This is a genomic window from Pseudomonas sp. 22526 (assembly GCF_052044735.1).
Taxonomy (GTDB): Bacteria; Pseudomonadota; Gammaproteobacteria; order Pseudomonadales; family Pseudomonadaceae; genus Aquipseudomonas; species Aquipseudomonas piscium.
This window is the reverse complement of the sequence record NZ_JBQENK010000002.1, coordinates 391,675-418,107: the sequence shown is the minus strand read 5'-3', so window position 1 is coordinate 418,107 and position 26,433 is coordinate 391,675. Positions and strand designations below refer to the sequence as shown.

Sequence of the window (26,433 nt, the reverse complement as noted above, 5' to 3'; positions counted from 1 at the left end):
GGGTGTAGCCGCTGCCGAAGGCTGCGATAGGACCGCAGGTCCTCCAGCGATCTTGAGATCCTGCGCCCCCTTCGGGGTCGATCGCAGCCTGCGGCAGCGGCTACAGGTGAAACCCGTCAGAAGTGGAAGTTGGTGGTGAACAAGGCGGTACGGCCGGCTGCCTGGTTGGCGAAGTGCGCCGAGTAGGCTTTGTCGTAGTAGGTCTTGTCGGTCAGGTTCTGCACGTTCAACTGCAGGTCGACGTTCTTGCTCAGCTTGTAGCTGGCCATGGCGTCGTAGCGGGTGTAGGACGGCACATACACGGTGTTGCCGGCATCGCCATACACCTCGTCGACATAGAACGCACCGCCGCCCACGGTCAGCTTCGGCATCACTTCATAAGTGGTCCACAGGCTGAAGCTGTTTTTCGGCGTGTTCGGCATTTCATTGCCTTTGTTCGAACCGGCGCTGATCACCCCGTTACGACCGTTGAAGCCCGGGTCCACTAGCTCGCTTTTCAGGTAGCTGTAGCCGGCGAAGACTTGCCACTTGTCGGTGATCTTGCCGCTGGCCGACAGTTCCAGGCCGTCGACGCGGGATTCACCGGCGTTCTGGTAGGTCAGGGCGTCCACCAGGATGCGGGTGTTTTTCTTCTCGGTACGGAACACCGCGGCGGTCAGGGACAGGCGGTCGTTGAACACGTCCCACTTGGTGCCCAGCTCGTAGTTGACGGTTTCTTCCGGTTGCAGGTCGCTGACGCTGGCGCCGGCGGACAGCGGGTTGCCGTCCGCACCTTCACCGACCAGGCCGCCCGCTGGCGAGGCCGAGGTGGCGTAGGAGGCGTAGACGCTGCCGTTGTCCGTCGGTTTCCACACCAGGCCGGCCTGCCAGTTCCAGAACTGGCTGTCGTCCTTGATCTTGGTGCGCCCGGTGGCGGTATCGGTGTTGGCCACGGTGTCGAAGGTGTCGTAGCGCAGGCCGACGTTCAGCAGCCATTGCGGATCGAGTTCGATGGTGTCGAACACATAGGCCGCACGGCTGGTGGCTTTGGTGTTGGTGCCGTAGTAGTTGCGGCTGATCGCGCCGGTCCAGGCATCGTCCGGGTTCGGGTTGCTCAGCGAGGTGCAGCTCGGGATGCTGCCCGGATTACAGACCTTGGCGGTGTTGCCGGCGATGTTGTAGCTGCTGACACGAGTCTCTTCACCGGTGAATTCAAGACCGGTGGAGTAGGTGTGCTTGAAGCCCAGGGCCTGGAACTCGCCGAACAGGTCGGTCTGGTTGGTGGTGGTTTCGGTGGTGGACACCCGCGAGTTGGCGCGACGCCACACGGTGCCGTACTTGTTGACGTTGAACTTGCTGTCGTCCGGCTGGGTGAGGATGTAGTCCTGGCCGGTGTTGCCATGACGCAGGGTGTTTTTCAGCGTCATGTTGTCGTTCAGGTCGTGCTCGATGGAGATGGTGCTGATGTCCGCGCGGGTCTTGCGGAAGTCACGGTCCTTCAAGCCATAGAAGTTGTCGCTGTCGCCGCCGTCGGTCGGTTTGTCATGCTTGTGGGCCGTGGCGCTGGCCGAGCTGTAGCCATAGGGAATGCCCGAATCCGGCAGGTCGTCGCTTTCCATGTGGTAGTAGCTGAAGTTGACGCGGGTCGGGGTGCCCAGGCCGAAGGTCAGGGACGGCGCCACGCCCCAGCGATCGTAGTTGACGGCGTCGCGACCGGCCACGTTCTGCTCGTGGCTCATCAGGTTCAGGCGGAAGGCGGCGCTGTCGAGGAACTGGCGGTTCACGTCCAGCACATAACGGCGGGTCTGGTCGGAGCCATAGGTGAAGCCGCCGTTGAGGAAGTCTTGTTGCTTGGGCGTCTTGCTCACCAGGTTGAGGCTGCCACCGGCCGAGCCACGACCGCCGAAGGAGGAGTTGGGGCCCTTGCTGACTTCGATCGATTCGATGTCGAAGATCTCGCGGCTCTGGCCGCCGGTGTCGCGCACGCCATCGAGGTAGGTGTCGCCCTGGGCATCGAAGCCGCGGATGAACGGACGGTCGCCTTGCGGGTTACCGCCTTCGCCGGCGCCGAAGGTAATGCCCGGCACGGTGCGCAGCGCATCCTGCAGCGAGGTGGCGGCGGTGTCCTTGAGCACTTGCTGGGGCACCACGGTCACCGAGCGCGGCGTGTTGACCAGCGGCGCGGTGTACTTCTGCGACGAAGCCTTTTCGACCTGGTAGGACGTCTGGTCCTGGGCTTCGCCGGTGATGCTGGTGGCATCCAGGGAAATGGCATTGCCGGCGGCTTTTTTCTCGGTATTTTCCGCGGCAAAAGCCATGTGGGCTGCGGAGCCGGCGGTGATCGCCACGCCAATTGCAGATGCCAGCAGGCGTGGTGAACCGAGCGGTAATTGTGGTTGTTGGCGCGACATGGTGATTCCCCTCCCCAGGATTTGAGGCGGCGGAATATAAGGCGAACAAGTATTTGTATCAATTGCGAAATATTGCTATTCGCACAGAATTTACATTCTTTACAATTTCGCTTTACGGTTTTTACGTTTTCATTCGTCTGCGCATTTTACATTTGCAATAAGAATCAATATCATTTGCGTCCCTTTGCTTTCAGGTATTGCCTCATGCTCCTGCATATTCCCGGCCTGTTCTCCCGTGAAGAAGTGCTGCGTATCCGTGAGGCCCTGGAGCAGGCGGACTGGGCCGACGGCAAGATCACCGCGGGTTATCAGTCGGCCAAGGCCAAGCACAACCTGCAACTGCCCGAAGGCCACCCGCTGGCCCAGGAAATCGGCGCGGCGATGCTCGAGCGCCTGTGGCAGCATCCGCGCTTCATGTCGGCGGCGCTGCCGCACAAGGTTTTCCCGCCGCTGCTCAACTGCTACACCGCCGGCGGCAGTTTCGACTTCCATATCGACAACGCCGTGCGCCAGCCCAAGGGCAGCATCGAGCGGGTGCGCACCGACCTGTCGTCGACCCTGTTTTTCAGCGACCCGGAGGACTACGACGGCGGCGAGCTGGAAATCCAGGACACCTTCGGCACCCAGCGGGTGAAGCTGCCGGCCGGCGACATGGTGCTGTACCCGGGCACCAGCCTGCACAAGGTCAACGCGGTTACCCGCGGCACCCGTTATGCGTCGTTCTTCTGGACCCAGAGCCTGGTGCGCGAAGACAGCCAGCGCGCCCTGCTGTTCGAGATGGACGAGGCGATCCAGCAATTGACCCGCGACATGCCGGATCACCCATCGTTGATCCGCCTGACCGGCACCTACCACAACCTGTTGCGCCGTTGGGTCGAGGTCTAAGCCGTGAGTTTCCAGTTACGCCGCGAGGAAGTCCTCGACGGCGAGCAGCTGCGCGCCATGCTCGAACAGAGCCCGGCCCGGGCCGCCCAGGCGGTCCTGCTGGCGGCCGGGGAGGGCGTGCTGGATGCCCAGGCGCTGCTCGGGCAGATCCTCCTCGACGGCCTGGGCATCGAGCGCGACCAGGTGCTGGCGCTGCGCTGGTTCACGATCGCCGCCAAGGGCGGGCACCTGATGGCGCGCAATATGCTGGGGCGCTGCTGCGAACATGGCTGGGGCTGCGAGGCCGATGCCAAGGCGGCGGCCGGGCATTATCGCCAGGCGGCCGAAGCCGGGCTGGACTGGGCGCTGTACAACTACGCCAACCTGCTGGCCACCGGTCGTGGGGTCGCTGAAAACCAGGCCCTGGCCTTGAGCTGCTACCAGCGCGCGGCGGCCATGGGCCACGCCAAATCCATGAACCTGCTGGGTCGCTATCTGGAGGAGGGGCGTCACTGTCCCAGGGATGTTGCGGCGGCCTGTGACTGGTATCGCCGTTCCGCCGAGGGCGGGGATTTCCGTGGGCAGTTCAGCCACGCCGCGGTGCTGGCCGATGCCGGGCGTATCGATGAGGCGCTGGGCTGGCTGGCCAAGGCCCTGGAAGGCGGCAACCTGAACTTCCTGCGGGTCGCCCGTGGCGCTTTGTTGCAGGCCGCTCATCCGCAGATCCGCGGCCTGGCCCTGGCGTATCACCAGCGCGCGGCAGAGCTGGGTGACGAGCGGGACTTGGCGCTGCTTGCTGCTCAGGTGTAAATCACTATGATTGAAAGTTAATCACTCTTCATCATTCTGATACGGCGGAGCTCGAAACATCATGACCGCAACTAAAGTGCTGACTGCACATGTGCCGTTGGAGTTGGCCGACAAGGTCGACCAGATGGCCTCCCGGCTGGAGCGCTCGCGCGGCTGGATCGTCAAGCAGGCTCTGGTGGCTTGGGTCGATCAGGAAGAGGAGCGCAGTCGCCTGACTCATGAGGCTTTGGCCGATGTGGATGCCGGGCGGGTCATCGATCACCAGGCGGTCCAGGCATGGGCCGAGAGCCTTATGAATGACAAGCCTTTGCCGGTGCCCAAGTGAGGGAATTGAAATGGACGAGCAAGGCCCTGTCGGACCTGGCCCGACTGTTTGAGTTTCTTGCTCCAGTGAACCGTTCGGTGGCTGCTCGAACGGTGCAATCGCTCACGCAGGCCCCGGATACCCTGCTGACCAATCCGCGTATCGGCGAACAGTTGGAGGAGTTTCAGCCTCGCGATGTTCGGCGTTTATTGGTTGGGCCTTACGAGATGCGTTACGAGATCCAGGATGCAACGCTCTACATCCTGCGGGTCTGGCATGTACGAGAAGACCGCTAGTGATTCGAGTCGCCCGATGCCCTGAATGAAAAAGCCCATGACACGTCATGGGCTTTTTCGTTACGGCGTAGCGCTTACACGTAGAAGGATTTCAGTGGCGGGAAGCCGTTGAACTCCACTGCGCTGTAGCTGGTGGTGTAGGCACCGGTGGACAGCCAGTACAGGCGGTCGCCGATGGCCAGGTTCAGCGGCAGGCCGTACTTGTAGTTCTCGTACATGATGTCGGCGCTGTCGCAGGTGGGACCTGCGATCACCACTTCTTCCGTCTCGCCTTTCTTCTCGGTCCAGATCGGGAACTTGATGGCTTCGTCCATGGTTTCGATCAGGCCGGAGAACTTGCCCACGTCGGTGTAGATCCAGCGCTCCACGGCGGTACGGGATTTACGCGCCACCAGCACCACTTCGCTGACCAGGATGCCGGCGTTGGCGATCAGCGAACGGCCTGGCTCGAGGATGATTTCCGGCAGTTCGTCGCCGAAATCCTCCTTGAGGAAGCGGATGATTTCCTCGGCGTAGGTTTCCAGGCTGTTGGTACGGGTGATGTAGTTGGCCGGGAAGCCGCCGCCCATGTTGATCAGCTTGAGGTGGATGCCGTCTTCTTCCTTCAGGCGCTCGAAGATCACCTTGACCTTGGCGATCGCCGCGTCCCAGACGCTGATGTCGCGCTGTTGCGAACCCACGTGGAAGGACACGCCGTAAGGCACCAGGCCCAGGTCGCGAGCGAGGATCAGCAGGTCCATGGCCATGTCGGTCTGGCAGCCGAACTTGCGCGACAGCGGCCAGTCAGCGGTGGTCGAGCCTTCGGTGAGGATCCGCACATAGACTTTCGAGCCCGGCGCGGCCTTGGCGATGTTGCGCAGGTCGGCTTCGGAGTCGGTGGCATACAGACGCACGCCCTTCTCGTAGAAGTAGCGGATGTCCTTGGATTTCTTGATGGTGTTGCCGTAGCTGATCTGGTCCGGGCTGACGCCGCGGCTCAGCACCTTGTCCAGCTCGTAGATCGAGGCGATGTCGAAGTTCGAGCCTTTTTCCCGCAGCAGGTCGATGATTTCGACGGCCGGGTTGGCTTTTACCGCGTAGTAGACCTTGGCGAACTCGAAACCGGCGCGCAGGTCATCGTAGGCCTGGGCGATCATCGCGGTGTCGATCACCACGAACGGGGTTTCTTGCTTGTCGGCGAACGCCTTCATTTTCTGAAAGGTTTCGCGCGCGAAATAGTCTTCGACCTGAATCGACATACCTGGGAGCTCCTAATGGCAAACGGGTAAAAACAATGGGTGCAAATGAACGTCCTCCGTATCCCCACTTTGGTTCGCCTACTTCCCAAGGCATGTCGCCGAAAGCAAAAAGGCCACGGGCGTATTTGCCCTTGGCCTTGCTGTCTCGTCGTCAGTACTTGAGCCGGATGGATCGTTTCCAGCATGGACGTTCGGCGCGAACTTTAGGGCGTGAGGGGCCTGAGATCAACAAAAAATGTCGCGTTTTTGCACGCGTTCGTCGCGTGGCCCGAGCCTGTCATTTATGTAACCGAGCCAGATGACAGGCTGATGTTCCCTGGACGGGGATGCTGCGCAGGGATTTGGCGACGAACGAGAAGGCCTGGCGAGACAAAACGCAGCTTGATAAATGACCTCTCCAGACAAACCCTGCCCCTGTAGGAGCGAAGCTTGCTCGCGATCGGCTGCGCAGCGGCCGCAAAACCTGCCACCGCGTTTGGCCTGGAGAAAATCATTGCCCGGATGGACGCTATCGCGGGCAAGCCTCGCTCCTACAAAACCGCGCAGGAGCCCAGACACTGTAGCCGCTGCCGAAGAATGAGGCTGCGATTGCCTGCGGAGCAGGCGCAGATCTGGCACCTCGGTGTATCAGATACACCGAGGTGCCGGGACTCACGGCCGCTTTGCGGCCGATCGCAGCCTCGTGCCTCGGCAGCGGCTACAAGAGCGGATCGTCCGTGATGCAGGCGATGCAGCAGGTCAGGCCAGCGCAGTCTCGGCCGGCGAGACGATGTTGGTCTTCATCCCCCGCGAGCGCCCGGAGCTGAGGTAGGCGGCAATCGATTCCTGGGTCACTTCGCCGAGGAACACCCGTTCTGCATCCAGTACCGGCAGCCACGAACGGTTGAACTCGTACATCCGCGACAACAGGATCCGCAGGTGTTCGTCGTAGGCCGCAGTGGCGTTGAACTCACGGAGGAATTGCGCGCAGGTACCAGTCTGGCGGTGCAGGTCGCGGCGGCGCACATAACCCAGGGCCTTGTTCTCGGCGCAGGTCACGACCAGGTAGCGGCGGTCGTGTTCGTCCATCAGTTCCAGGGCGTCGGCCACCGGGGTTTGCGGGCTGACCGACGGCGCGTTGTCGGCGGCGTCCTCGGCCTTCACCAGCAGCAGGCGCTTGAGGGTGCTGTCCTGGCCGACGAAGTTGCTGACGAAGTCGTCCGCCGGATGGGCCAGCAGGGTGTCCGGGTGGTCGATCTGCAGCAGCTTGCCGGCGCGGAAGATGGCGATCTTGTCGCCGAGCTTGATGGCTTCGTCGATGTCGTGGCTGACCATGATCACGGTCTTGTTCAGCGCCCGCTGCATCTCGAAGAACTCGTTCTGGATCATCTCGCGGTTGATCGGGTCGACCGCGCCGAAAGGTTCGTCCATCAGCAGCAACGGCGCATCGGCCGCCAGCGCGCGGATCACCCCGATCCGCTGTTGCTGGCCGCCGGACAGCTCGCGCGGATAACGGTGCAGGTACTGCTTGGGTTCGAGCTTGATCATGCTCATCAGCTCGCGGGCACGCTCGTGGCATTTCTGCTTGTCCCAGCCCAGCAGGCGCGGCACCACCACGATGTTCTCCTCGATGGTCATGTTGGGGAACAGGCCGATCTGCTGGATCACGTAGCCGATGTTGCGGCGCAGGGTCACTTCGTCCAGGCCGGTGGTGTCTTCGCCGTTGATCAGCACCTTGCCCGAGGTGGGCATGATCAGGCGGTTGATCATTTTCAGCGTGGTGCTCTTGCCGCAACCCGATGGCCCGAGGAACACACAGATTTCGCCTTCATTGACGGTCAGGCTTACGGAGTCAACGGCGGTGATGGTCTTGCCGTTGCTTTGGAAGGTCTTGGTCAGGTTCTGAAGTTCGATCATTTGAGTAACCCTTTTGGAGTCAGCGAGCGTTGCAGCCATTGCAGAAGCAGGTCGGCGAAGATGGCCAGGAGACTGACCAGCACCGCGCCGACGATCAGCATCGACATGTCGCTGCGGCTGATGGAAGCAAGAATGAGCACACCCAGGCCGCCAGCGCCGATGGTGGCGGCGATGGTCATCACACCGATGTTCATCACCACGGCGGTGCGCACGCCGGCGAGGATCACCGGCACGGCGATCGGCAACTCGACCATGCGCAGGCGCTGGCCGAAGGTCATGCCGATGCCGCGGGCGGCTTCGCGGATCCCCGGCTCGACGCCGGTCAGCGCCAGGTAGGTGTTGCGCATGATCGGCAGCAGGGAATAGAGAAACACCGCGGTGATCGCCGGCAGCGGCCCCAGGCCCTGGCCGAATTTGGAATAGAACGGCAGCAGCAGGCCGAACAACGCGATGGACGGGATGGTCAGCAGCACGGTGGCGCTGGCTTGCAGTGGGCCGGCCAGGGTCGGGAAGCGGGTCATCAGGATCCCCAGGGGCACGCCGAAGAGGATCGCCAGGGTCACGGCGATGCCCACCAGGGTGATGTGCTGCCAGGTCAGCTGGATGACTTGCTGCCAGTCGAGATGGGAAAAGGCGTTGAGCAATTCCATGGCTTTTTCCTCCCTCAATTCAGTGGATGCCGGCGCAGGAAATCTGCGGCAACGGCGGATGGGCTTTCATGGTCGACGTCGACCCGGGCGTTGAGCTGGCGCATGGTCTGGTCGTCGAACAGTTCGGCCAGCGGCTTGAGGTCGGCGGCCAGTTGCGGGTGGGCGTCGAGGTAGGCCTGGCGCACCACGGGGGCCGCGGTGTAGTCGGGGAAGTAATGCAGGTCGTCGTTCAGCAACTTCAGATTGAAGGCATTGAGCCGGCCGTCGGTGGTGTAGACCAGGCCGGCGAACACCTGGCCGTTGCGCAGGGCGGTGTAGACCAGCCCGGCGTCCATCTGCCGGATGTTCCTGCGGGTCAGGTCCATGCCGTACAGCTTGACCATGCCTTGCAGACCGTCGGAGCGGTTGGCGAATTCGGTGTCCAGGGCAATCAGGTGGTGGTCCTGGCGTTCGGCGTCGAGGACGTGTTTCAGGTCGCTGACGCTGTTGATCTGCGGGTATGCGTCCGCGACGTTTTTCGGCAGGGCCAGGGCGTAGGTATTGCTGAACTTCGACGGCGTCAGCCAGACCAGGCCTTTTTTCCCGTCGAGTTCCTTGACCCGTTCATAGGACTCTTGGCTGTCGAGTTTTTCCGTCACGTGGTTGTAGGCCACCAGCGATACCCCGGTGTACTCCCAGAGCATGTCCAGCTGCCCGCTTTCATGGGCGCTGCGCGCCAGGTTGCTGCCCAGGCCGCCGGTGACCCGGGTGTCGTAGCCCTTGCTGCGCAGGTACTGTGAGGTGATTTCCGCCAGCAGCGTCTGCTCGGTGAAGACCCGGGCGCCGATGCGGATCAGCGGCTTTTGCGCGGCTTGGGCAATTCCCGCGCACAGCAGGACGCAGCCTATGATCAAAGCTATTTTTTTCATGTGAATTCCTTCGCGCAGGCTTAAGACGGGCGCAGGCCGCGTTCCAGCCAGAGGCGGCTGGCCAGTGTCACCAGGCCGTCGAGCAGCAGGGCCAGCAAGGCGGTGCAGGCCGCGCCGAGCAGCAGTTGCGGCTGATTGTTCAGGGCGATGCCGGGGAAGATCAGGCTGCCGAGGCTGTTGGCGCCGATCAGGAAGGCCAGCGGTGCGGTGCCGACGTTGATCGCCAGGGCTACGCGCACGCCACCGACGATGATCGGCACGGCGTTGGGCAGCTCGACTTTCCACAGCACCTGGCGCGGCGTCATGCCGATGCCGACGGCGGCTTCCTTGAGGGAACCCTGGACGTTTTTCAGGCCTTCGTAGGTGTTGCGCACGATGGGCAGCAAGGAGGCGAGGAACAGGGCGAAGATGGCCGGCCCGCTGCCGATGCCGAGGATCCCCAGGGCGATGGCCAGGACGGCCAGGGGAGGGACGGTGTTACCGATGTTGAACAGCTGCATGAAGCGCTCGGCACGCCCGACCATCTGCGGTCGGCTGAGGAAGATGCCGGCGGGTATCCCCACCACTAGGGCGGCGAACATTGAAGCGAGTACCAGGTACAGATGGGCTTGCAGGTAAAACAACAGATCGTCGCGGTAGTGTTCGATCGTACTGATGCCGATCCAGTGGACCAGCAGGGCCAGGAGAGCGATAACCGCCGCGCCTCCTATCAGCCCTTTGCCATAGCGAATAGCCACAGGCGGACTCCTTTTTTATGTCGGCGAGCCTTCTTTCGTGTGGCAAGGCCATACCTGGCTGCCAAAAGAACGGTCGCGAGAAGCAGCTCGTCGCTGCGCTGGAAACAGCGCGGGATCGAGCCATACGCATAGCCTCGTCAGGCTAACTTGCTGATTTTTCTACCCCTGACGAAAGCTCGTAACAGGGGAGTGGACGCCTCCACCTTTTAAAAGGTTCCATATTTGGCCGCGTTTGGCCACCCTCGATCCCGTTACTCCGATATCTCTGACGCCTGGCCGCCCGTAGCCGCTGCCGAGCGCAGCGAGGCTGCGATCGGCGGCGCAGCCGTCGCAAAACCAGGCGGCGCGGTGGTTCAGTCAAACCGTGTATTCAGTGTTTGCGAGCGCTACGCGCTCGATCGCAGCCTCGCTGCGCTCGGCAGCGGCTACAGGGAACGTACAGTGCAGGGGTTGCAGGGCCCAGGGCCGAACGGTGGTCCGTGGAGCTTGCTTTGCGCTATACTCGCCGCCCTTTTTTTGAATCACCTGCCAGGCGATTTCCCATGACCAAACAGGCCGCCGAAGTCGCGAAACGCCGCACTTTCGCCATTATTTCCCACCCGGATGCGGGTAAAACCACCATCACCGAGAAGCTCTTGCTGATGGGCAAGGCGATTGCGGTTGCCGGTACGGTGAAGTCCCGCAAGTCCGACCGCCACGCCACCTCCGACTGGATGGAGATGGAGAAGCAGCGGGGTATTTCCATTACCACGTCGGTCATGCAGTTCCCTTATCGCGAACACATGATCAACCTGCTCGACACCCCGGGCCACGAAGACTTCTCGGAAGATACCTACCGCACCCTGACCGCGGTGGACTCGGCGCTGATGGTGCTTGACGGCGGTAAGGGCGTAGAGCCACGGACCATCGCCCTGATGGACGTCTGCCGTCTGCGCGACACGCCGATCGTCAGCTTCATCAACAAACTCGACCGCGATATCCGCGACCCGATCGAACTGCTCGACGAAATCGAAGCGGTCCTGAAGATCAAGGCGGCGCCCATCACCTGGCCGATCGGTTGCTACCGCGACTTCAAGGGCGTGTACCACCTGGCGGGTGACTACATCATTGTCTACACCGCAGGCCACGGCCACGAGCGCACCGAAACCAAGATCATCGAGAAGCTCGACTCCGATGAAGCCCGTGCCCACCTGGGTGACGAGTACGAGCGCTTCATCGAGCAGCTGGAACTGGTGCAGGGCGCCTGCCACGAGTTCGACCAGCAGGAGTTCATGGACGGCCAGCTGACCCCGGTGTTCTTCGGTACCGCCCTGGGCAACTTCGGTGTCGACCACGTGCTCGACGCCGTTGTCGACTGGGCGCCGCTGCCGCTGGCGCGCGTGGCCAACGAGCGCAGTGTGGAGCCGCAGGAAGAGAAGTTCACAGGCTTTGTGTTCAAGATCCAGGCGAACATGGACCCGAAACACCGCGACCGTATCGCCTTCATGCGCATCTGCTCGGGCAAGTACGAGAAAGGCATGAAGATGCGCCACGTGCGCACCGGCAAGGACGTGCGTATCGGCGATGCGCTGACCTTCTTCTCCTCCGAGCGTGAACAGCTCGAAGAAGCCTACGCCGGCGACATCATCGGCCTGCACAACCACGGCACCATCCAGATCGGCGACACCTTCACCGAAGGCGAGGCCTTGGGCTTCACCGGTATCCCGCACTTTGCCCCGGAGCTGTTCCGCCGCGTGCGCCTGCGCGACCCGCTGAAATCCAAGCAGCTGCGCCAGGGCCTGCAACAGCTGGCCGAAGAAGGTGCGACCCAGGTGTTCTTCCCCGAGCGCAGCAACGACATCATTCTCGGCGCCGTTGGTGTGCTGCAGTTCGATGTGGTCGCCAGCCGCCTGAAAGAGGAATACAAGGTCGAGTGCTCCTACGAGCCAATCACTGTGTGGTCCGCGCGCTGGATTGATTGCAGCGACAAGAAGAAACTCGAGGAATTCTCCAACAAGGCCGTGGAAAACCTGGCGCTGGACGGCGGCGGTCACCTGACCTACCTGGCCCCGACCCGGGTCAACCTGGCGCTGATGGAAGAGCGCTGGCCCGACGTGAAATTCCGCGCGACCCGCGAGCATCACTAAGGTCTGAGCCAAGCCTCATAAAAAGCCCCGCGGCCCAAACCGCGGGGCTTTTTTATGCCCAGAACCTACCCATTCCCGTAGGAGCGAGGCTTGCCCGCGATAGCGTCCGCCCGGCCAATGAATTTCTCCCGGCAGAACCGCGGTGACAGGTTTTGGGGCTGCTGCGCAGCCCATCGCGAGCAAGTTTCGCTCCTACAGGTAGGTGGCGGGGCTATGGGCGTGGATCGAACCATGCGTGCTTTTGTAGGAGCGAGGCTTGCCCGCGATGGCGTCCGCTTGGGCAATGAATTTTTTCAGGCAGAGCGGCAGTGGCAGGTTTTGGGGCTGCTGCGCAGCCCATCGCGAGCAAGCTTCGCTCCTACAGAGGCGTGGTGTGCCGAATCAAATCCCGCATGCCCCGTAGGAGCGAGGCATAACCGGAGGTTTTAAGGCCTAGTCGAAAGCCGTCTATCCAGTGGGCGAATAGATAGCTTCCTATCTGGCAAAGCGCCGGCTTCGGGGCTAGGTTTCATACGAAGCCTCGCCTTGCAGGTCAGGGCCTGTGGCCATTATTGATTCACCTACGCAAAGGGACGGAATCAACATGAATGTTTTCCAACGGGTGGTGCTGTTGCTCAAGGTGCTGGTGCTGTTGTCGCTGGGCATGTCCGCGGCCTGGGCCAGTGACCAGGCGGCGCGGGTGCCGGGTTTCTGGGGGCCTGGGCATCTGCAGAACGGGGTGCAGATGATCGCCAGATCGGAATCCGAACCGGGCGATCAAGGGCAGGGTGGCAGCGAGGGCGATGACGACTCGACCACCGACGAGCCGGATACCGACAGCGAAGACGAGGCTAGCCAGGGCTGAGCCGAGGTCCGCGGAAAAAAGAAAACCCCCTCTGCCGGACTGATGCGCAATCCGGCAGAAGGGGTTTGGTCAACACTGATCAGGCGCCGCGGGCAACCGCGGCGCCTTTTTCTTGCCCGGTCAGCCGAGGAACTGCTCGGCGTAGTGGCAGGCCACCTGGCGGGTGTCGAGCAGGCGCAGGGCCGGCTCTTCGGTGCTGCAACGCTCGGTGGCATACGGGCAGCGCTTGTGGAACGCGCAGCCGGATGGCGGGTTCAGCGGGTTGGGCAGCTCACCGACGATCTTGATCTTCGGCTTGTCCGGGTCCGGGTGAATGGTCGGCGTGGCCGACAGCAGCGCCTGGGTGTAGGGGTGCAGGGGACGGGTGTAGATGTCCTCTTTCGGGCCCATTTCCACCGGACGGCCGAGGTACATCACCATCACGTGGTCGGCGACGTGACGCACCACCGCCAGGTTGTGGGAGATGAACACGTAGGCGGTGTTGAACTCCTGCTGCAGGTCCATGAACAGGTTCAGCACCTGGGCCTGGATCGACACGTCGAGGGCCGAGGTCGGTTCGTCCGCCACCAGCACTTTCGGTTGCAGCATCATCGCCCGCGCCAGGGCGATACGCTGGCGCTGGCCGCCGGAGAACATGTGCGGGTAGCGCTGATAATGCTCGGGGCGCAGGCCCACCTGCTTCATCATCGCCTGGACCTTTTCACGGCGCTCGCTGGCCGACAGCTTGGTGTTGATCAGCAGCGGTTCGGCCAACTGATCGCCGATCTTCTGCCGTGGGTTGAGCGAGGCGTAGGGGCTCTGGAACACCATCTGCACGTCTTTGCGCAGTTGCTTGCGCTGGGCCTTGTCGGCGCCGGCGACTTCCTGGCCGGCGATTTTCAAGGACCCGGAGGACGGCTCTTCGATCAGGGTCAGGGCGCGGGCCAGGGTGGACTTGCCGCAGCCGGATTCACCGACCACCGCGAGGGTCTTGCCGGCTTCCAGCTCGAACGACACGCCGTTGAGGGCGCGCACGGTCGCATGGCCCTTGAACAGGCCGCGGGACACTTCGTAGTGGCGGGTCAGGTTGCGGGCGGTAAGAACGACGGCCATTACGCCACCTCCTGATTCAGCGGGTAGAAGCAGCGCGCGAGGCTGGCGGCTTTCGGATCGAGGCTTGGACGCTGCTGGCGGCAGTTTTCCTGCACGTACGGGCAGCGCGGCGAGAGCAGGCAGCCTTGCGGACGGTCGTAGCGACCGGGAACGATGCCCGGCAACGTGGACAGGCGCGCGGCGCCCATGCTGTGCTCGGGAATCGCCGCCAGCAGCGCTTCGGTGTAGGGATGGGCGGGGATGTCGAACAACTCCGGCACCTTGCCCACTTCCACCGCTTGCCCGGCGTACATCACGCACACGCGCTGGGCGGTTTCGGCGACCACGGCCAGGTCGTGAGTGATCAGCACCAGGCCCATGTTCTGCTCGCGTTGCAGGTTGAGCAGCAGGTCCATGATCTGCGCCTGGATGGTCACGTCCAGGGCGGTGGTCGGTTCGTCGGCGATCAGCAGTTTCGGCTCGCCGGCAATCGCCATGGCAATCGCCACACGCTGGCTCATGCCGCCGGACAGCTGGTGCGGGTAGGCGTCCATGCGGCTGGCGGCGCCCGGGATCTCGACTTTTTCCAGCAGTTCGATGGCGCGCTTGCGGGCCGCCTTGCCGGACATCTTCAGGTGCAGGCGCAGCACTTCCTCGATCTGGAAGCCCACGGTGTAGCTCGGGTTCAGCGCGGTCATCGGGTCCTGGAAGACCATGGCCAGGTCCTTGCCGACGATCTGCCGGCGTTGCCGGGCGCTGAGCTTGAGCATGTCCTTGCCGTCGAAGCTGAGGGCATCGGCGGTGACGATGCCGGGATGCTCGATCAGTCCCATCAGTGCCATCATGGTCACGGACTTGCCGGAACCGGATTCGCCGACGATGGCCAGGACTTCGCCCTTGTCCACGTTCAGGTCCAGGCCATCCACCACGGGAACGGCCTGGGCGTCGCCGAAGCGTACGTTGAGATTCTTGATTTCTAGCAGTGACATGGGAATCTCCTCAGGCGGCGTTCTTGAGTTTCGGGTCCAGCGCATCGCGCAGGCCGTCGCCCATCAGGTTGATTGCCAGCACGCTGAGCAAAATGGTCAGACCGGGCAGGCTCACCACCCACCAGGCGCGTTCGATGTAGTCGCGGGCCGAGGCCAGCATGGTGCCCCACTCAGGGGTGGGCGGCTGGACGCCAAGGCCGAGGAAGCCCAGGGCTGCGGCATCGAGAATCGCCGAGGAGAAGCTCAGGGTCGCCTGGACGATCAGCGGCGCCATGCAGTTGGGCAGCACGGTGATGAACATCAGGCGCGGCAGGCCGGCACCGGCCAGGCGCGCGGCGGTCACGTAGTCGCGGTTCAGCTCGCCCATCACCGCGGCGCGGGTCAGGCGCACGTAGGACGGCAGCGATACCACGGCGATGGCGATCACGGTGTTGATCAGGCCTGGGCCGAGGATGGCGACGATCGCCACGGCCAGCAGCAGGGACGGCAGGGCCAGCATGATGTCCATCAGGCGCATGATGGTCGGGCCGAGCAGGCGCGGGAAGAACCCGGCGAACAGGCCCAGGAGGATGCCCGGGATCAGCGACATGACCACCGACGACAGGCCGATCAGCAGCGACAGGCGCGAACCGGTGATCAGGCGCGACAGCAGGTCGCGGCCCAGTTCGTCGGTGCCGAGGATGAATTGCCATTGGCCGCCTTCGAGCCAGACCGGCGGGGTCAGCAGGAAGTCGCGGTATTGCTCGCTCGGGTTATGCGGGGCGACCCAGGGCGCGAAGATCGCGCAGAAGACCACCAGCAGCATGAACAGCAGGCCGGCCACCGCGCCCTTGTTGCGCGAGAAGGCTTGCCAGAATTCCTTGTACGGCGAGGGGTACAGCAGGCTTTGATCCACGGCCACGGCGGATACGGCTACTGAGGAGGTTGGAGTGCTCATGAGTATTGTCCTCAGCGCTGGTGGCGAATGCGTGGGTTGGCAAAACCGTAGAGGATGTCCACCACGAAGTTGACCAGGATCACCAGGCAGGCGATCAACAGGATGCCGTTCTGCACCACGGGATAGTCCCGGGCGCCGATGGCTTCGATCAGCCATTTGCCGATGCCGGGCCAGGAGAAGATGGTTTCGGTCAGGACCGCACCGGCCAGCAGGGTGCCGACTTGCAGGCCGACCACGGTCAGCACCGGGATCAGCGCGTTGCGCAGGCCATGGACGAACACCACGCGGGCGGGCGACAGGCCCTTGGCCTTGGCGGTGCGGATGTAGTCTTCGCGCAGCACTTCGAGCATCGAGGAGCGGGTCATCCGCGCGATCACCGCCAGCGGAATGGTGCCGAGCACGATGGCCGGCAGGATCAGGTGGTGCAGGGCATCGAAGAAGGCGCTGGTGTCATCGGCCAGCAGGGTGTCGATCAGCATGAAGCCGGTTTTCGGCTCGATGTCGTAGAGCAGGTCGAGCCGTCCGGAAACCGGGGTCCAGCCCAGGCTCACGGAGAAGAACATGATCAGGATCAGGCCCCACCAGAAGATCGGCATCGAATAGCCGGCGAGGGAGATACCCATCACCCCATGGTCGAACAGCGATCCTCGTTTCAGTGCGGCGATCACCCCGGCCAGCAGGCCGATCACGGCGGCGAACAGCATCGCGGCCGAGGCCAGTTCCAGGGTCGCCGGGAACAGGGAAGTGAATTCGGTCCACACACTCTCGCGAGTACGCAGGGATTCACCCAGATCGCCCTGGGCGAGTTTGCCGATGTAGTCCAGGTACTGGGCGTACAGCGGTTTGTTCAGACCAAGGCGTTCCATTGCCTGGGCATGCATCTCAGGGTCTACCCGGCGCTCGCCCATCATGACTTCCACGGGATCGCCGGGAATCATGCGAATCAATGCGAACGTCAGCAAGGTGATGCCGAAGAATGTGGGAATCAACAACCCCACACGGCGGGCAATAAAACTAAACATCTTCTGGTGTACCTCATCAGCCGGTTAGGCGTGTCCGGCATCCCTGGGGTCAGGGATGCCGGGCGTTTCTTATCTACTTCACCTGGGTGGTAGCGAAGTTGTTGGTGGTCAGGGGGCTCTGGTGGTAGCCCTCGACGTTCTTGCGCATTGCGGTGAACATTTTCGGATAGGCCATGGGGATCCAGGGTTGTTCCTTGTCGAAAATGTCCTGGGCCTGTTCATAGAGTGCGGTTCGTTTTGCCGGCTCGGACTCGGCGCGGGCCTCATCGATCAGGCTCTGGAACGCTTTATTGCACCAACGAGCGTAGTTTTCGCCGTTTTTGGCGGCCTCGCAACTGAGGTTGGGGGTCAGGAAGTTGTCCGGGTCCCCGTTATCCCCCGCCCAGCCGGCGGAAACCATGTCGTGCTCGCCGTTCTTGGCGCGCTTGAGCATCTCGCCCCATTCCATGACGCGGATATCGATCTTGAGGCCGATCTTCGCCAGGTCGGACTGCATCATCTGCGCGCCGAGCAGTGGGTTGGGGTTGGTCGGGCCGCCGCCGTTGCGGGTGAACAGGGTGAAGACCGTACCTTCCGGTACGCCGGCTTCCTTGATCAGGGCGCGGGCCTTGTCCAGGTCGCGGGCCGGGTTGCCCAGGCTGGTGTTGAAGCCCAGCAGGGTTGGCGGGTAGGGACCGGTGCCGACCAACGCGTTGCCCTTGCCGTACAGGCTGTTGACGTAGGCTTCCTTGTCGAAGGCGATGTTGATGGCCTGACGGACACGCGGGTCGCTCATGTACTTCTTGGTGGTGTTCAGGGCCACGTAGCCCACGGTCATGGCGGCCAGGTCGTCGACCTTCAGGTTGGTGTCGGCCTTGATGCTCGGGATGTCGTCCGGTTTCGGATACAGGGCGACCTGGCACTCGTTGGCCTTGAGCTTCTGCAGGCGCACGTTGTTATCGGTGGTGATCGCCAGGATCAGCGCGTCGGCCGGTGGCTTGCCGCGGAAGTAGTCCGGGTTGGCCTTGAACCGCACCTGGGCGTCCTTGGCGTAGCGCTGGAAGACGAACGGGCCGGTGCCGATCGGCTTGCTGTTCAGCTCGCCGGGCTTGCCGGCCTTGAGCAACTGGTCGGCGTATTCGGCCGGGAAGATCGAGGCGAAGGCCATGGCCACGTCGGCCAGGAAGGGGGCTTCGCGACGGGTCAGGGTGAAGACCACGGTGTGGTCGTCGGTTTTCTCGACGCTTTTGAGCAGCTCCTTGAAGCCCATGCTCTCGAAATAGGGGAAGCCCACGCTGGACTTGTCATGCCACGGGTGTTTCGGGTCCAGCTGGCGCTGGAAACTCCAGAGCACGTCGTCGGCGTTCATCTCGCGGGTCGGCGTGAAGTAATCGGTGCTGTGGAACTTGACGCCTTTGCGCAGGTGGAAGGTGTAGGTCAGGCCGTCCGGGCTGATCTCCCAGGACTCGGCCAGGGCCGGCTCGATGTCCGTGGTGCCGGGCTTGAAGTCCACCAGGCGGTTGAAGATGGTTTCCGCCACCGCGTCGGCAGTGACTGCAGTCGTGTACTGGACCATATCGAAGCCTTCCGGGCTGGCTTCGGTACAGACCACCAAGGGCTTGGCCGAGACGCCTGCGGCGACGCTCAGCAGTGCGGCAGCGATGGCCGCTCTTAGGGGAAGCATTTTCATCTAGAACCCTCTGCAATCGGTTGAACCAGAGTAGCTGGAATGGCGAATTCGTCATGAATTCGCCATTCCAGCCGGCGTGTTTTTAGAGAATGTTGAACGGGATGGTGGTGACCAGGCGGAACTCGTTGATGCTGCCGTCGACCTGGTTTTCGCTGGCACGGTGGGCAGTGTAGGTCGCGCGGATCGCGGTTGCCTTCAGCGGACCGCTCTGGACTGCGTACGAGGCGCCAATGCCGTATTCGTAGTGGTGTTCACCGTCCATTGTCTTCACGCTGTCATAAGCGCCGCCCTTGTAGTGAGTACCGTCGATACCCCAGCCACGAGCCTGGTAGATGTTGAACTTCAGGCCTGGCACGCCGTATTCGGCCATGTTCAGACCGTAGGCGACCTGGAACGACTTCTCGTTCGGGCCGTTGAAGTCGGACAGCAGGGAGTTGGCCAGGTAGATGCCGTTGGTTTCATGCAGGTAGTCGAAGTACTCGTTACCGGCAATTTCCTGGTAGGAGAAGGTCAGACTATGTGCCTGGTGGGTCAGCCCCAGCGACAGCGAGTAGGTGTCGTTGTCGATTTCACCCATCTTGGCTTTGCCTTCGTCCACGGTCTTGTAGTAGTTCAGGCCGGTGGTCAGGCTCAGTACCTGGCTGTCGCCCAGCTCGTGGGTGGCGCCGAAGTAGTACTGTTTCCAGAGGTCTTCTGCCTGGGTTGCCCAAAGGCTGGTTTTGAGGCTGGCAAATGGCTGGTAGGAAACACCGAGGGTGTTGACGTGATCGGCTTCGATGAGCGTATCGGTGTATTCGCTGCGGAACTTGCTCAGGCTCTGCTCGGTACGCGGCGATACCCGGTCGAAGGTCGCGGCGTCGAAACTCAGGTTGTTCAGTTCTTCGCTGTGGATCGAAATCCCCTGGAAGCTCGAAGGCAATGCACGGTTGCCGATGACATCGACCTGCGGGCTGCTGAAGTTCTGGCGACCGGCGGTCAGGGTGGTGTTGGAGATACGTGCCTTGATATTGGCCAGGCCCAGTTTGCTCCACTGGCCTTCGGCATCGCCGCCGTCCTTGGTCAAGGTGCGGTTGTTGCCGAGACCGCCAACGCCTGGAATGGGCGTACCGCCATTGGCGGCTGCAAGATTCTTGCGGTCGCGTTCAAGGGCGATCGCATTGTAGGCGGCCACTTCGGTACTGATACCCACAGTGCCCTCGGTGAAGCCCGAGTTGTACTTGAGGATGGTGCCTTGAACCCAGTTGATACGACGATCGGTGGTCTGCAACGAGTCGTTCTTGTTGTAGCGGAACTTGCCCCCACGCTTCAGTTGTTCGTTGGCATACCAGTTACGGGTCGAACCAGTGATCGACTGACCTTCGATGAAGCCAGTGGCTTCAGCCTGGGCGCTATTGGTGTTGACGGTTACCGGGGTGAACGCCTGGCTCTGGGACTCCGCATGGGCCATGGCCGTGATGCTGCTGATGGCCAAGGCCAGTAACGCGGTGTTGCTCGGTTTCATGGGTGAAGCTCCTTTGCTTTCTTTATTTTTATGCCGGTCTTTTTGGGTTGACCGGCTTTTGCTTTACAACTCATTCAAGGCATCGCAAACGTTTGCATGAGGCGTGATCGCCGAATTCAGGCAACAGATTTGCGTGGGGGCGAATATCGCCCCCAGCGGCCTGGCTAATCATTTATTGGTCGATGCTGACGCCCGAGAACACGTTGCGGCCGAAGGGGCTGACCTTGAATCCTTCGACTTTGGCGCTCAACGGCTGGTTGACCGTCGAGTGGGCGACAGGGGTGATCGGTACCTGCTGCTTGAGCAACTGCTGGGCCTGTTGGTAGAGCACCGTGCGCTGTTCGCGATCGGTGACGATCTTGGCCTGCTTGATCAGCTTGTCGTACTGCGGGTCGCACCACATGGAGTAGTTGTTGCCGCCAATGGCGTCGCAGCTGTACAGGGTGCCGAGCCAGTTGTCCGGGTCACCGTTGTCGCCGGTCCAGCCGATCAGGCTGATGTCGTGCTCGCCATTCTTGGTGCGCTTGATGTACTCGCCCCATTCGTAGCTGACGATCTTCACTTTCAGGCCGATCTTGCCCCAGTCGGACTGGAGCATTTCGGCCATCAGCTTGGCGTTGGGGTTGTAGGGACGTTGCACGGGCATGGCCCAGAGGGTGATTTCCGTGCCTTCCTTGACCCCGGCGGCCTTGAGCAGCTCACGGGCCTTTTCCGGGTTGTAGGCGGCGTCCTTGATGCTGGTGTCGTAGGACCACTGGGTCGGCGGCATGGCGTTGACCGCCAGCTGGCCGGCGCCCTGGTATACGGCGTTGAGAATGCCTTGCTTGTTCACCGCCATGTCCAGCGCCTGGCGCACTTCGAGCTGGTCGAAGGGCTTGTGGCGAACGTTGTAGGCGATATAGCCGAGGTTGAAGCCGGGCTTTTCGATCAGTTGCAGTTTCGGGTCTTTTTTCAGCGCTTCGACATCGGCTGGCCGCGGGTGCAGGGTGATCTGGCATTCGCCGGCCTTGAGCTTCTGCACACGCACCGAGGCATCGGTGTTGATGGCGAAAATCAGCTGGTCGAGCTTGACCCTGCTCGGGTCCCAGTACTGCTTGTTGGCGGTGTAGCGGATGTTCGAGTCTTTCTGGTAGCTCTTGAACGCGAACGGCCCGGTGCCGACCGGCTTCTGGTTGATCTCGCTGGGCTTGCCGGCCTTGAGCAGCTGGTCGGCGTATTCGGCCGAGAGAATCGCGGCGAAGCTCATGGCGATGTTCTGGATGAACGCGGCGTCCACCGAGTTCAGGGTCATCACCACGGTCAGCGGCCCGGTCTTCTCGACCTTGGCGATGTTCTTGTTCAGGCTCATCCCGTTGAAGTAGGGAAACTCGGTCGGGTAGGCCTTGCGGAAAGGGTGCTCGGCATCGAGCATGCGGGTGAAGGTGAAGACCACGTCGTCGGCGTTGAAATCACGCGTCGGCTTGAAGTACGGCGTGGTGTGGAACTTCACCCCTTCGCGCAGGTGGAAGGTGTACTGCAGGCCGTCCGCGGAAATATCCCAGCGAGTGGCCAGGCCCGGCACCACATTGGTCGCGCCTTTTTCGAACTCCGCCAGGCGGTTGTACAGCGGCTCTGCCGCGTCGTTGTCGGTGGCGGTGGTGTATTGCGCGGTGTCGAAACCGGCCGGGCTGCCTTCGGAGCAGAACACCAGGCTGTTGCCGGCCGCCAGGCTGGCGGAGGTCGCGGTCAACAGACCGGTGCCCAACAGGGCGGATAAAACCAGGGAATGACGCATGACGATCCCTCTCCCTTTTTATTGTTTTGATCGATGAGCAGTCGCCCCATCCGGAGGCGGTCATGTCATTGATCCCAAGTCTCGCTTGCAGCAAATGCCGGGCAATGGATGCACCACTCCATGCTTTGACGGTAGGGGTCGCCGCATGGGTAGTAAATGCCAAAGAGCCTGAAAGACATGTAGGGAACTTCCGAAATGCCCGTACTCACCACGATGGGGCGCAGCAAGAGGAAGAGCGTTCGAGTTCCGGCAGTCCTGGCAGGTAAGGCAACGGCGACATCAGCTGACGTCGCCGTTGCCGACCCTTATTTGCTGATGCTGACGCCGTAGAACGAGTTCAGGCCAAAGGGGCTGATCTTGAAGTCCTGCACGTTGGCGCGCATGGGTTGGAACACCGTCGAGTGTGCGATAGGTGTCATCGGGACTTGGTCTTTGAGGAGGTGTTGCGCCTGCTTGTACAGCTCGGTGCGTTTGGCCACGTCCGGGGTGGCCTTGGCTTGCTTGATCAGTGCGTCGTACGGCTTGTCGCACCATTTGGAGAAGTTGTTGCCGTTCATGGCGTCGCAGCCGAACAGGGTGCCGAGCCAGTTGTCCGGGTCACCATTGTCGCCGCTCCAGCCGATGATCATCGCCTGGTTCTCGCCGCCCTTGGAACGCTTGATGTACTCGCCCCATTCGTAACTGACGATGTTGACCTTCAGGCCGATCTTCGCCCAGTCGGACTGCAGCATTTCAGCCATCAGCTTGGCGTTCGGGTTGTACGGACGCTGCACGGGCATGGCCCACAGGGTGATCTGGGTGCCTTCCTTGACGCCGGCTTCCTTGAGCAGCGCCTTGGCTTTCTCTGGGTCGTACTTGGCATCCTTGATGCTGTCGTCATAGGACCACTGGGTCGGTGGCATGGCGTTGACCGCCAGCTGGCCGGCGCCCTGGTAGACCGAGTCGATGATCTGCTGCTTGTTCACCGCCATGTCCAGTGCCTGACGAACCTTGAGGTCGGCCAGCGGGTTGGCGTCGGTGCGGCCCTTGAGCACAGGCATCACGTTGTAGGCGATGTAGCCGAGGTTGAAACCGGCCTGCTGCGGCAGCTTGAGGGTCTTGTCCTCGCCCAGGGCCTTGAGGTCGGCCGGGCGCGGGAACAGAGTGACCTGGCATTCGTTCTTTTTCAGCTTCTGGATGCGTACCGACGGGTCGGTGGTGATGGCGAAGATCAGGTTGTCGATCTTCACGTCTTCAGGCTTCCAGTACTCCTTGTTGCCGGTGTAGCGGATGTTGGAGTCTTTCTGGTAGCTCTTGAACACGAACGGGCCAGTGCCGATCGGCTTCTGGTTGATGTCGCCCGGCTTGCCTTCCTTGAGCAGCTGGTCGGCGTACTCGGCGGACTGGATGGAGGCGAAGCTCATCGCCAGGTTCTGGATGAACGCGGCGTCCACGGTTTTCAGGGTGAACTTGACGGTCTTGTCGTCGACTTTCTCGACCTTGGTGATGTTGGTGTCCATCCCCATGTCGGTGAAGTAAGGGAATTCGGTCGGGTACGCCTTGCGGAACGGCATGTCCTTGTCGAGCATGCGGTTGAACGTGAAGAGCACGTCGTCGGCGTTGAAATCACGGGTCGGCTTGAAGTACGGCGTGGTGTGGAACTTCACCCCATCGCGCAGATGGAAGGTGTAGGTCAGGCCATCGTCGGAAATGTCCCAACTGGTCGCCAGGCCAGGAACGACGGCGGTGCCGCCACGCTCGAACTGGCTGAGGCGGTTGAACATGGTTTCTGCTGAGGCGTCGAAGTCGGTTCCGGTGGTGTACTGGCCTGGGTCGAAACCGGCCGGGCTCCCTTCGGAGCAGAACACCAGGTTAGTCGCCGCCTGGGCGAAGGGTGCGCTGGCGAGCAAGCCGGCGCTGACTAAAAGCGGAATGACTGCTTGTTTGAACATGGTTGCCTCATGATTTGTTGTCATTTTTGGTGTAGAGGGCGACCTTATGAGTCGACCCGCCGATACTTATGCAGGCCCCATACCCAATGCAAGATGCGGGGCCGTCACAAGCATCAAGGAGTGGAACGAACGTACAGGAATGACGCATTTGTATAAATATTGACGAATTTGACCCTATGCGCTGGTTTTTTCTGGTGCACAGGTTGCCTTCTTACGGGGCGGTCAGGGTGAGTCGTGCCTTCGGTTGGTGCGTTGCTGGAGCAGGTGTCGACCGGCTTCTGGTTGAACCGACTGGCCTGGCCAGCCTGGCGCAAATGTCTGGCGCATTGGGTTGACCGGATGAAGCAGGGCGGCTTGGTGGGGGAGGCCGTGGAAAACGGATGCCCGGGATCTTGCCGGCGATGGCGGGTGAACAGCACATCGGCGGCGGTGTTGACGTTGTGGCTCGCAGTGAAGTTGTCACTGTGGAGGTTGCGGGTGGCGTGTGACAGTGGGATGCCGAGGATCAGCCCCGCTGTCCGCCAAACCTGGAGCGGAAAGGTCTTACGCATGCAAACCTCATTTTTTCTTTTTCTAGGGCGTATCTGAGGATTGGCCTTGTGGGCCGGGGCAACTCGCCTTCTATGGGGAGTGGATGCAGCCCCATGGACCCTGTGCGGCGATGGCGATCGCTTGTTATGTGGTTGATTGACGATTCGCCGATGCCGAAATTAAGTCATGCTGAAATCGTGGTCAACGAAAATTAAGCGTGACTAACATTTCTCTTGCGCACGGGGTGTCTGTGAGGTTGCGCAGGCGGCCACGGGCCGGGTTCAGGCCGCTGAATGGTCGTCGAACAGACCCATGGTCGTGACGGTCAATACTTCTGCCGGGCCGTTGCCGGCATTAGCCAGGTAGTGAGGTTTGGTCGAGTCGAAGTGCACCGAGTCGCCGGCACCGAGGGGGTACTGGTGCCCCTCGATGGTGTAGACGATCTGCCCCGCAAGAACGTAGGAGAACTCGGAGCCATCATGGGAAATCAGTTCCGACTGGTAGCCCACCGGTATGTTCATCTTCACTGCGTTGATCAGGTTGCCGGGAAAGGAACTGGACAGCCGCTCGTAGGCCAGAGGCTGGCCTTCGATGGTGTAGCGCACCCGCTTGCCGTCGTGGGAGTCGGGTTGTACCTGGGTCGGCTGGTCGAACAGGGCGTTCAGCGGAACGTTCAGGGACTTGGCAATGTTGACCAGGGAGGAGATCGAGACGCCGGTGAGATTGCGTTCCGCCTGGGAGAGGAAACTGGCGGTCAGACCGGATTCGCTGGCAATCTGGCGCAGGGTTTTCTTGGCGGCGCGGCGATAGCGACGCAGGCGTTCGCCGATGCGGTCTGCGGTCATTGGAGAGACTCTTATAGGAAAGGCGCAGTATACCCGGTGGCCGTCAATGACGTCTGACAGGCGCAATACCGGGGGCGGTAACTTTAGCATCACCGACGCGGCTGAACTCAACCCTACACCCCCCCAAAAAAAGGCGAGTCCCTCAGGCTCGGGTTGAAATAGTTGGTAAAAAACCGCGGTAACCTGATTTTGTGCTGGAGGTTACCGCCGTCTGGGAAGGCAGGGAAAAGGTTACTGCATCAGGACTTCGATCGAGCCATCGGCGGTCATGCTGACCTGGCTGGTGCCGGCTTCGACTTCCGGAGTGACCGGCGCCGCATCCATGCCCGCGGCTTTCATCATCATCGGCCCGCGCAGGTACGGCTGTGGATAACCGTTGCTGTTGAGGTTCAGGTTGACGATCTTGTAGCCCTTGCCGCCCAGCGCCTCGGTGGTCAGTTGCGCGCGTGCCTTGAAGGCGTCGACCGCTTCCTTGAGGAGCTTGTCTTCGCTGGCCTTGCGGGTCGGGTCGGCGATGGCGAAGTCCATGCCGCCCATCTTCAGGTCGGTCAGCAGTTCGCCGGTGAGCTTGGACAGCGCGGCGAAGTCCGAGCTTTCCAGGCGCAGCTCGGCGCGTTCACGCCAGCCGGTGATCTTCTGGCCCTTGGTGTCGTAGATCGGGTAGCTGTTGCGGCTGCCCTGGCGCAAGGTGATGTCCTTGACCTGGCGTGCCTGGCCCAGGGCCTTGTTCATGGTGGTGGTGATTTCCGCGGCGAGCTTGGCCGGGTCGGCGTTCTGCGATTCGCTGTAGAGGGTGACGATCATCAGGTCGCGAGCCACTTCCTGACTGACTTCGGCGCGCAGGGAGATCTGGTTGTAATGAAGCTCATCGGCGGCCAGGGCCGGCAGGCTGGCGAGAGTGCCGACACTGAGGGCGAGAAGGGCGGCGCTGCGACTGAATGTGTGCATGAAAACTCCTTGAGTACGGTCCGCAGGTATTGGGTCCCAGCCTGCGTGAAACCATCAGACTCTAGCTTTTATTGTCTGGTTCGGCCCGTTAACAACTTCTATACATCTATAGGGTGTGGCAGGGCGGCGAGCGCTTTGCGCTCTATCGCGGG

23 protein-coding genes are annotated in these 26,433 nt (G+C 61.8%); 6 read left to right on the top strand and 17 right to left on the bottom strand.

Annotated features, from left to right (window positions below):
- Positions 1 to 116 precede the first annotated feature (116 nt).
- Positions 117 to 2,390, bottom strand: coding sequence for a TonB-dependent receptor (locus tag ACTJKT_RS04310; protein WP_440786295.1), 2,274 nt, complete (start codon positions 2,388 to 2,390; stop codon positions 117 to 119).
- Positions 2,391 to 2,594: 204 nt separating this feature from the next.
- Between ACTJKT_RS04310 and ACTJKT_RS04305 the strand changes: the two genes are divergently transcribed.
- The 4 genes from ACTJKT_RS04305 to ACTJKT_RS04290 all read left to right on the top strand — a co-directional run bounded on the left by ACTJKT_RS04305 (position 2,595) and on the right by ACTJKT_RS04290 (position 4,664).
- Positions 2,595 to 3,275, top strand: a complete 681-nt coding sequence (locus ACTJKT_RS04305; RefSeq protein WP_124337665.1) for a Fe2+-dependent dioxygenase — start codon at positions 2,595 to 2,597, stop codon at positions 3,273 to 3,275.
- A 3-nt stretch (positions 3,276 to 3,278) separates the two neighbouring features.
- The gene (locus tag ACTJKT_RS04300) at positions 3,279 to 4,064 is read left to right on the top strand and encodes a tetratricopeptide repeat protein (protein ID WP_440786294.1); all 786 of its coding nucleotides are present in this window, start codon (positions 3,279 to 3,281) and stop codon (positions 4,062 to 4,064) included.
- Positions 4,065 to 4,125: 61 nt separating this feature from the next.
- Complete coding sequence (locus tag ACTJKT_RS04295) at positions 4,126 to 4,389, top strand: CopG family ribbon-helix-helix protein (protein ID WP_009042148.1); 264 nt, start codon at positions 4,126 to 4,128, stop codon at positions 4,387 to 4,389.
- Entirely contained in the window at positions 4,386 to 4,664 is a 279-nt protein-coding gene (locus ACTJKT_RS04290) for a type II toxin-antitoxin system RelE/ParE family toxin (RefSeq protein WP_009042149.1), read from the top strand. The genes ACTJKT_RS04295 and ACTJKT_RS04290 overlap by 4 nt, the downstream gene beginning before the upstream one ends.
- 74 nt (positions 4,665 to 4,738) lie before the next feature.
- Here ACTJKT_RS04290 and ACTJKT_RS04285 read toward each other — a convergent pair whose 3' ends face one another.
- The 5 genes from ACTJKT_RS04285 to ACTJKT_RS04265 all read right to left on the bottom strand — a co-directional run bounded on the left by ACTJKT_RS04285 (position 4,739) and on the right by ACTJKT_RS04265 (position 10,093).
- The gene (locus ACTJKT_RS04285; RefSeq protein WP_440786293.1) at positions 4,739 to 5,902 is read right to left on the bottom strand and encodes a type III PLP-dependent enzyme; all 1,164 of its coding nucleotides are present in this window, start codon (positions 5,900 to 5,902) and stop codon (positions 4,739 to 4,741) included.
- A 738-nt stretch (positions 5,903 to 6,640) separates the two neighbouring features.
- Entirely contained in the window at positions 6,641 to 7,798 is a 1,158-nt protein-coding gene (locus ACTJKT_RS04280) for an osmoprotectant ABC transporter ATP-binding protein OsmV (RefSeq protein ID WP_440786292.1), read from the bottom strand.
- A complete protein-coding gene (locus ACTJKT_RS04275; protein WP_025806388.1) occupies positions 7,795 to 8,448 on the bottom strand; it encodes an ABC transporter permease in 654 nt (217 codons plus the stop codon). Before ACTJKT_RS04275 ends, ACTJKT_RS04280 begins: the two co-directional genes overlap by 4 nt.
- Positions 8,449 to 8,462: 14 nt before the next feature.
- Entirely contained in the window at positions 8,463 to 9,356 is an 894-nt protein-coding gene (locus tag ACTJKT_RS04270; RefSeq protein ID WP_440786291.1) for a glycine betaine ABC transporter substrate-binding protein, read from the bottom strand.
- Positions 9,357 to 9,376: 20 nt separating this feature from the next.
- Positions 9,377 to 10,093 (bottom strand): ABC transporter permease, encoded by a 717-nt coding sequence (locus tag ACTJKT_RS04265; RefSeq protein ID WP_025806390.1) that lies wholly within the window; start codon positions 10,091 to 10,093, stop codon positions 9,377 to 9,379.
- 542 nt (positions 10,094 to 10,635) lie between these two features.
- Between ACTJKT_RS04265 and ACTJKT_RS04260 the strand changes: the two genes are divergently transcribed.
- The gene (locus ACTJKT_RS04260) at positions 10,636 to 12,219 is read left to right on the top strand and encodes a peptide chain release factor 3 (RefSeq protein WP_053277444.1); all 1,584 of its coding nucleotides are present in this window, start codon (positions 10,636 to 10,638) and stop codon (positions 12,217 to 12,219) included.
- A gap of 583 nt (positions 12,220 to 12,802) precedes the next feature.
- On the top strand, positions 12,803 to 13,063 hold the full coding sequence (locus ACTJKT_RS04255) for a hypothetical protein (RefSeq protein WP_440786290.1): 261 nt from the start codon (positions 12,803 to 12,805) through the stop codon (positions 13,061 to 13,063).
- A gap of 120 nt (positions 13,064 to 13,183) precedes the next feature.
- Here ACTJKT_RS04255 and ACTJKT_RS04250 read toward each other — a convergent pair whose 3' ends face one another.
- From ACTJKT_RS04250 to ACTJKT_RS04200, 11 genes are all read right to left on the bottom strand, one after another.
- Positions 13,184 to 14,155, bottom strand: a complete 972-nt coding sequence (locus ACTJKT_RS04250; protein WP_053277446.1) for a peptide ABC transporter ATP-binding protein — start codon at positions 14,153 to 14,155, stop codon at positions 13,184 to 13,186.
- The gene (locus ACTJKT_RS04245; RefSeq protein ID WP_009046966.1) at positions 14,155 to 15,123 is read right to left on the bottom strand and encodes an ABC transporter ATP-binding protein; all 969 of its coding nucleotides are present in this window, start codon (positions 15,121 to 15,123) and stop codon (positions 14,155 to 14,157) included. Before ACTJKT_RS04245 ends, ACTJKT_RS04250 begins: the two co-directional genes overlap by 1 nt.
- 10 nt (positions 15,124 to 15,133) lie before the next feature.
- The gene (locus ACTJKT_RS04240) at positions 15,134 to 16,060 is read right to left on the bottom strand and encodes an ABC transporter permease subunit (protein WP_097305621.1); all 927 of its coding nucleotides are present in this window, start codon (positions 16,058 to 16,060) and stop codon (positions 15,134 to 15,136) included.
- 11 nt (positions 16,061 to 16,071) lie between these two features.
- Positions 16,072 to 17,082 carry an ABC transporter permease subunit gene (locus ACTJKT_RS04235; protein ID WP_009046967.1) on the bottom strand — a complete coding sequence of 337 codons (1,011 nt, stop codon included), beginning with the start codon at positions 17,080 to 17,082 and terminating at the stop codon, positions 16,072 to 16,074.
- A 73-nt stretch (positions 17,083 to 17,155) separates the two neighbouring features.
- Positions 17,156 to 18,751 (bottom strand): ABC transporter substrate-binding protein, encoded by a 1,596-nt coding sequence (locus ACTJKT_RS04230; protein ID WP_440786289.1) that lies wholly within the window; start codon positions 18,749 to 18,751, stop codon positions 17,156 to 17,158.
- Between the two features lie 82 nt (positions 18,752 to 18,833).
- Positions 18,834 to 20,252, bottom strand: coding sequence for an OprD family porin (locus ACTJKT_RS04225; RefSeq protein WP_440786288.1), 1,419 nt, complete (start codon positions 20,250 to 20,252; stop codon positions 18,834 to 18,836).
- 172 nt (positions 20,253 to 20,424) lie between these two features.
- Complete coding sequence (locus ACTJKT_RS04220; protein WP_440786287.1) at positions 20,425 to 22,026, bottom strand: ABC transporter substrate-binding protein; 1,602 nt, start codon at positions 22,024 to 22,026, stop codon at positions 20,425 to 20,427.
- Between the two features lie 305 nt (positions 22,027 to 22,331).
- Positions 22,332 to 23,957, bottom strand: coding sequence for an ABC transporter substrate-binding protein (locus tag ACTJKT_RS04215; protein ID WP_440786286.1), 1,626 nt, complete (start codon positions 23,955 to 23,957; stop codon positions 22,332 to 22,334).
- Positions 23,958 to 24,070: 113 nt separating this feature from the next.
- Positions 24,071 to 24,508, bottom strand: a complete 438-nt coding sequence (locus ACTJKT_RS04210) for a hypothetical protein (protein WP_440786285.1) — start codon at positions 24,506 to 24,508, stop codon at positions 24,071 to 24,073.
- 261 nt (positions 24,509 to 24,769) lie between these two features.
- Positions 24,770 to 25,333: a cupin domain-containing protein gene (locus ACTJKT_RS04205; RefSeq protein ID WP_440786284.1), complete on the bottom strand. Its 564-nt coding sequence runs from the start codon at positions 25,331 to 25,333 to the stop codon at positions 24,770 to 24,772.
- Positions 25,334 to 25,564: 231 nt separating this feature from the next.
- Positions 25,565 to 26,281, bottom strand: a complete 717-nt coding sequence (locus ACTJKT_RS04200) for an SIMPL domain-containing protein (RefSeq protein WP_440786283.1) — start codon at positions 26,279 to 26,281, stop codon at positions 25,565 to 25,567.
- Positions 26,282 to 26,433: the final 152 nt, after the last annotated feature.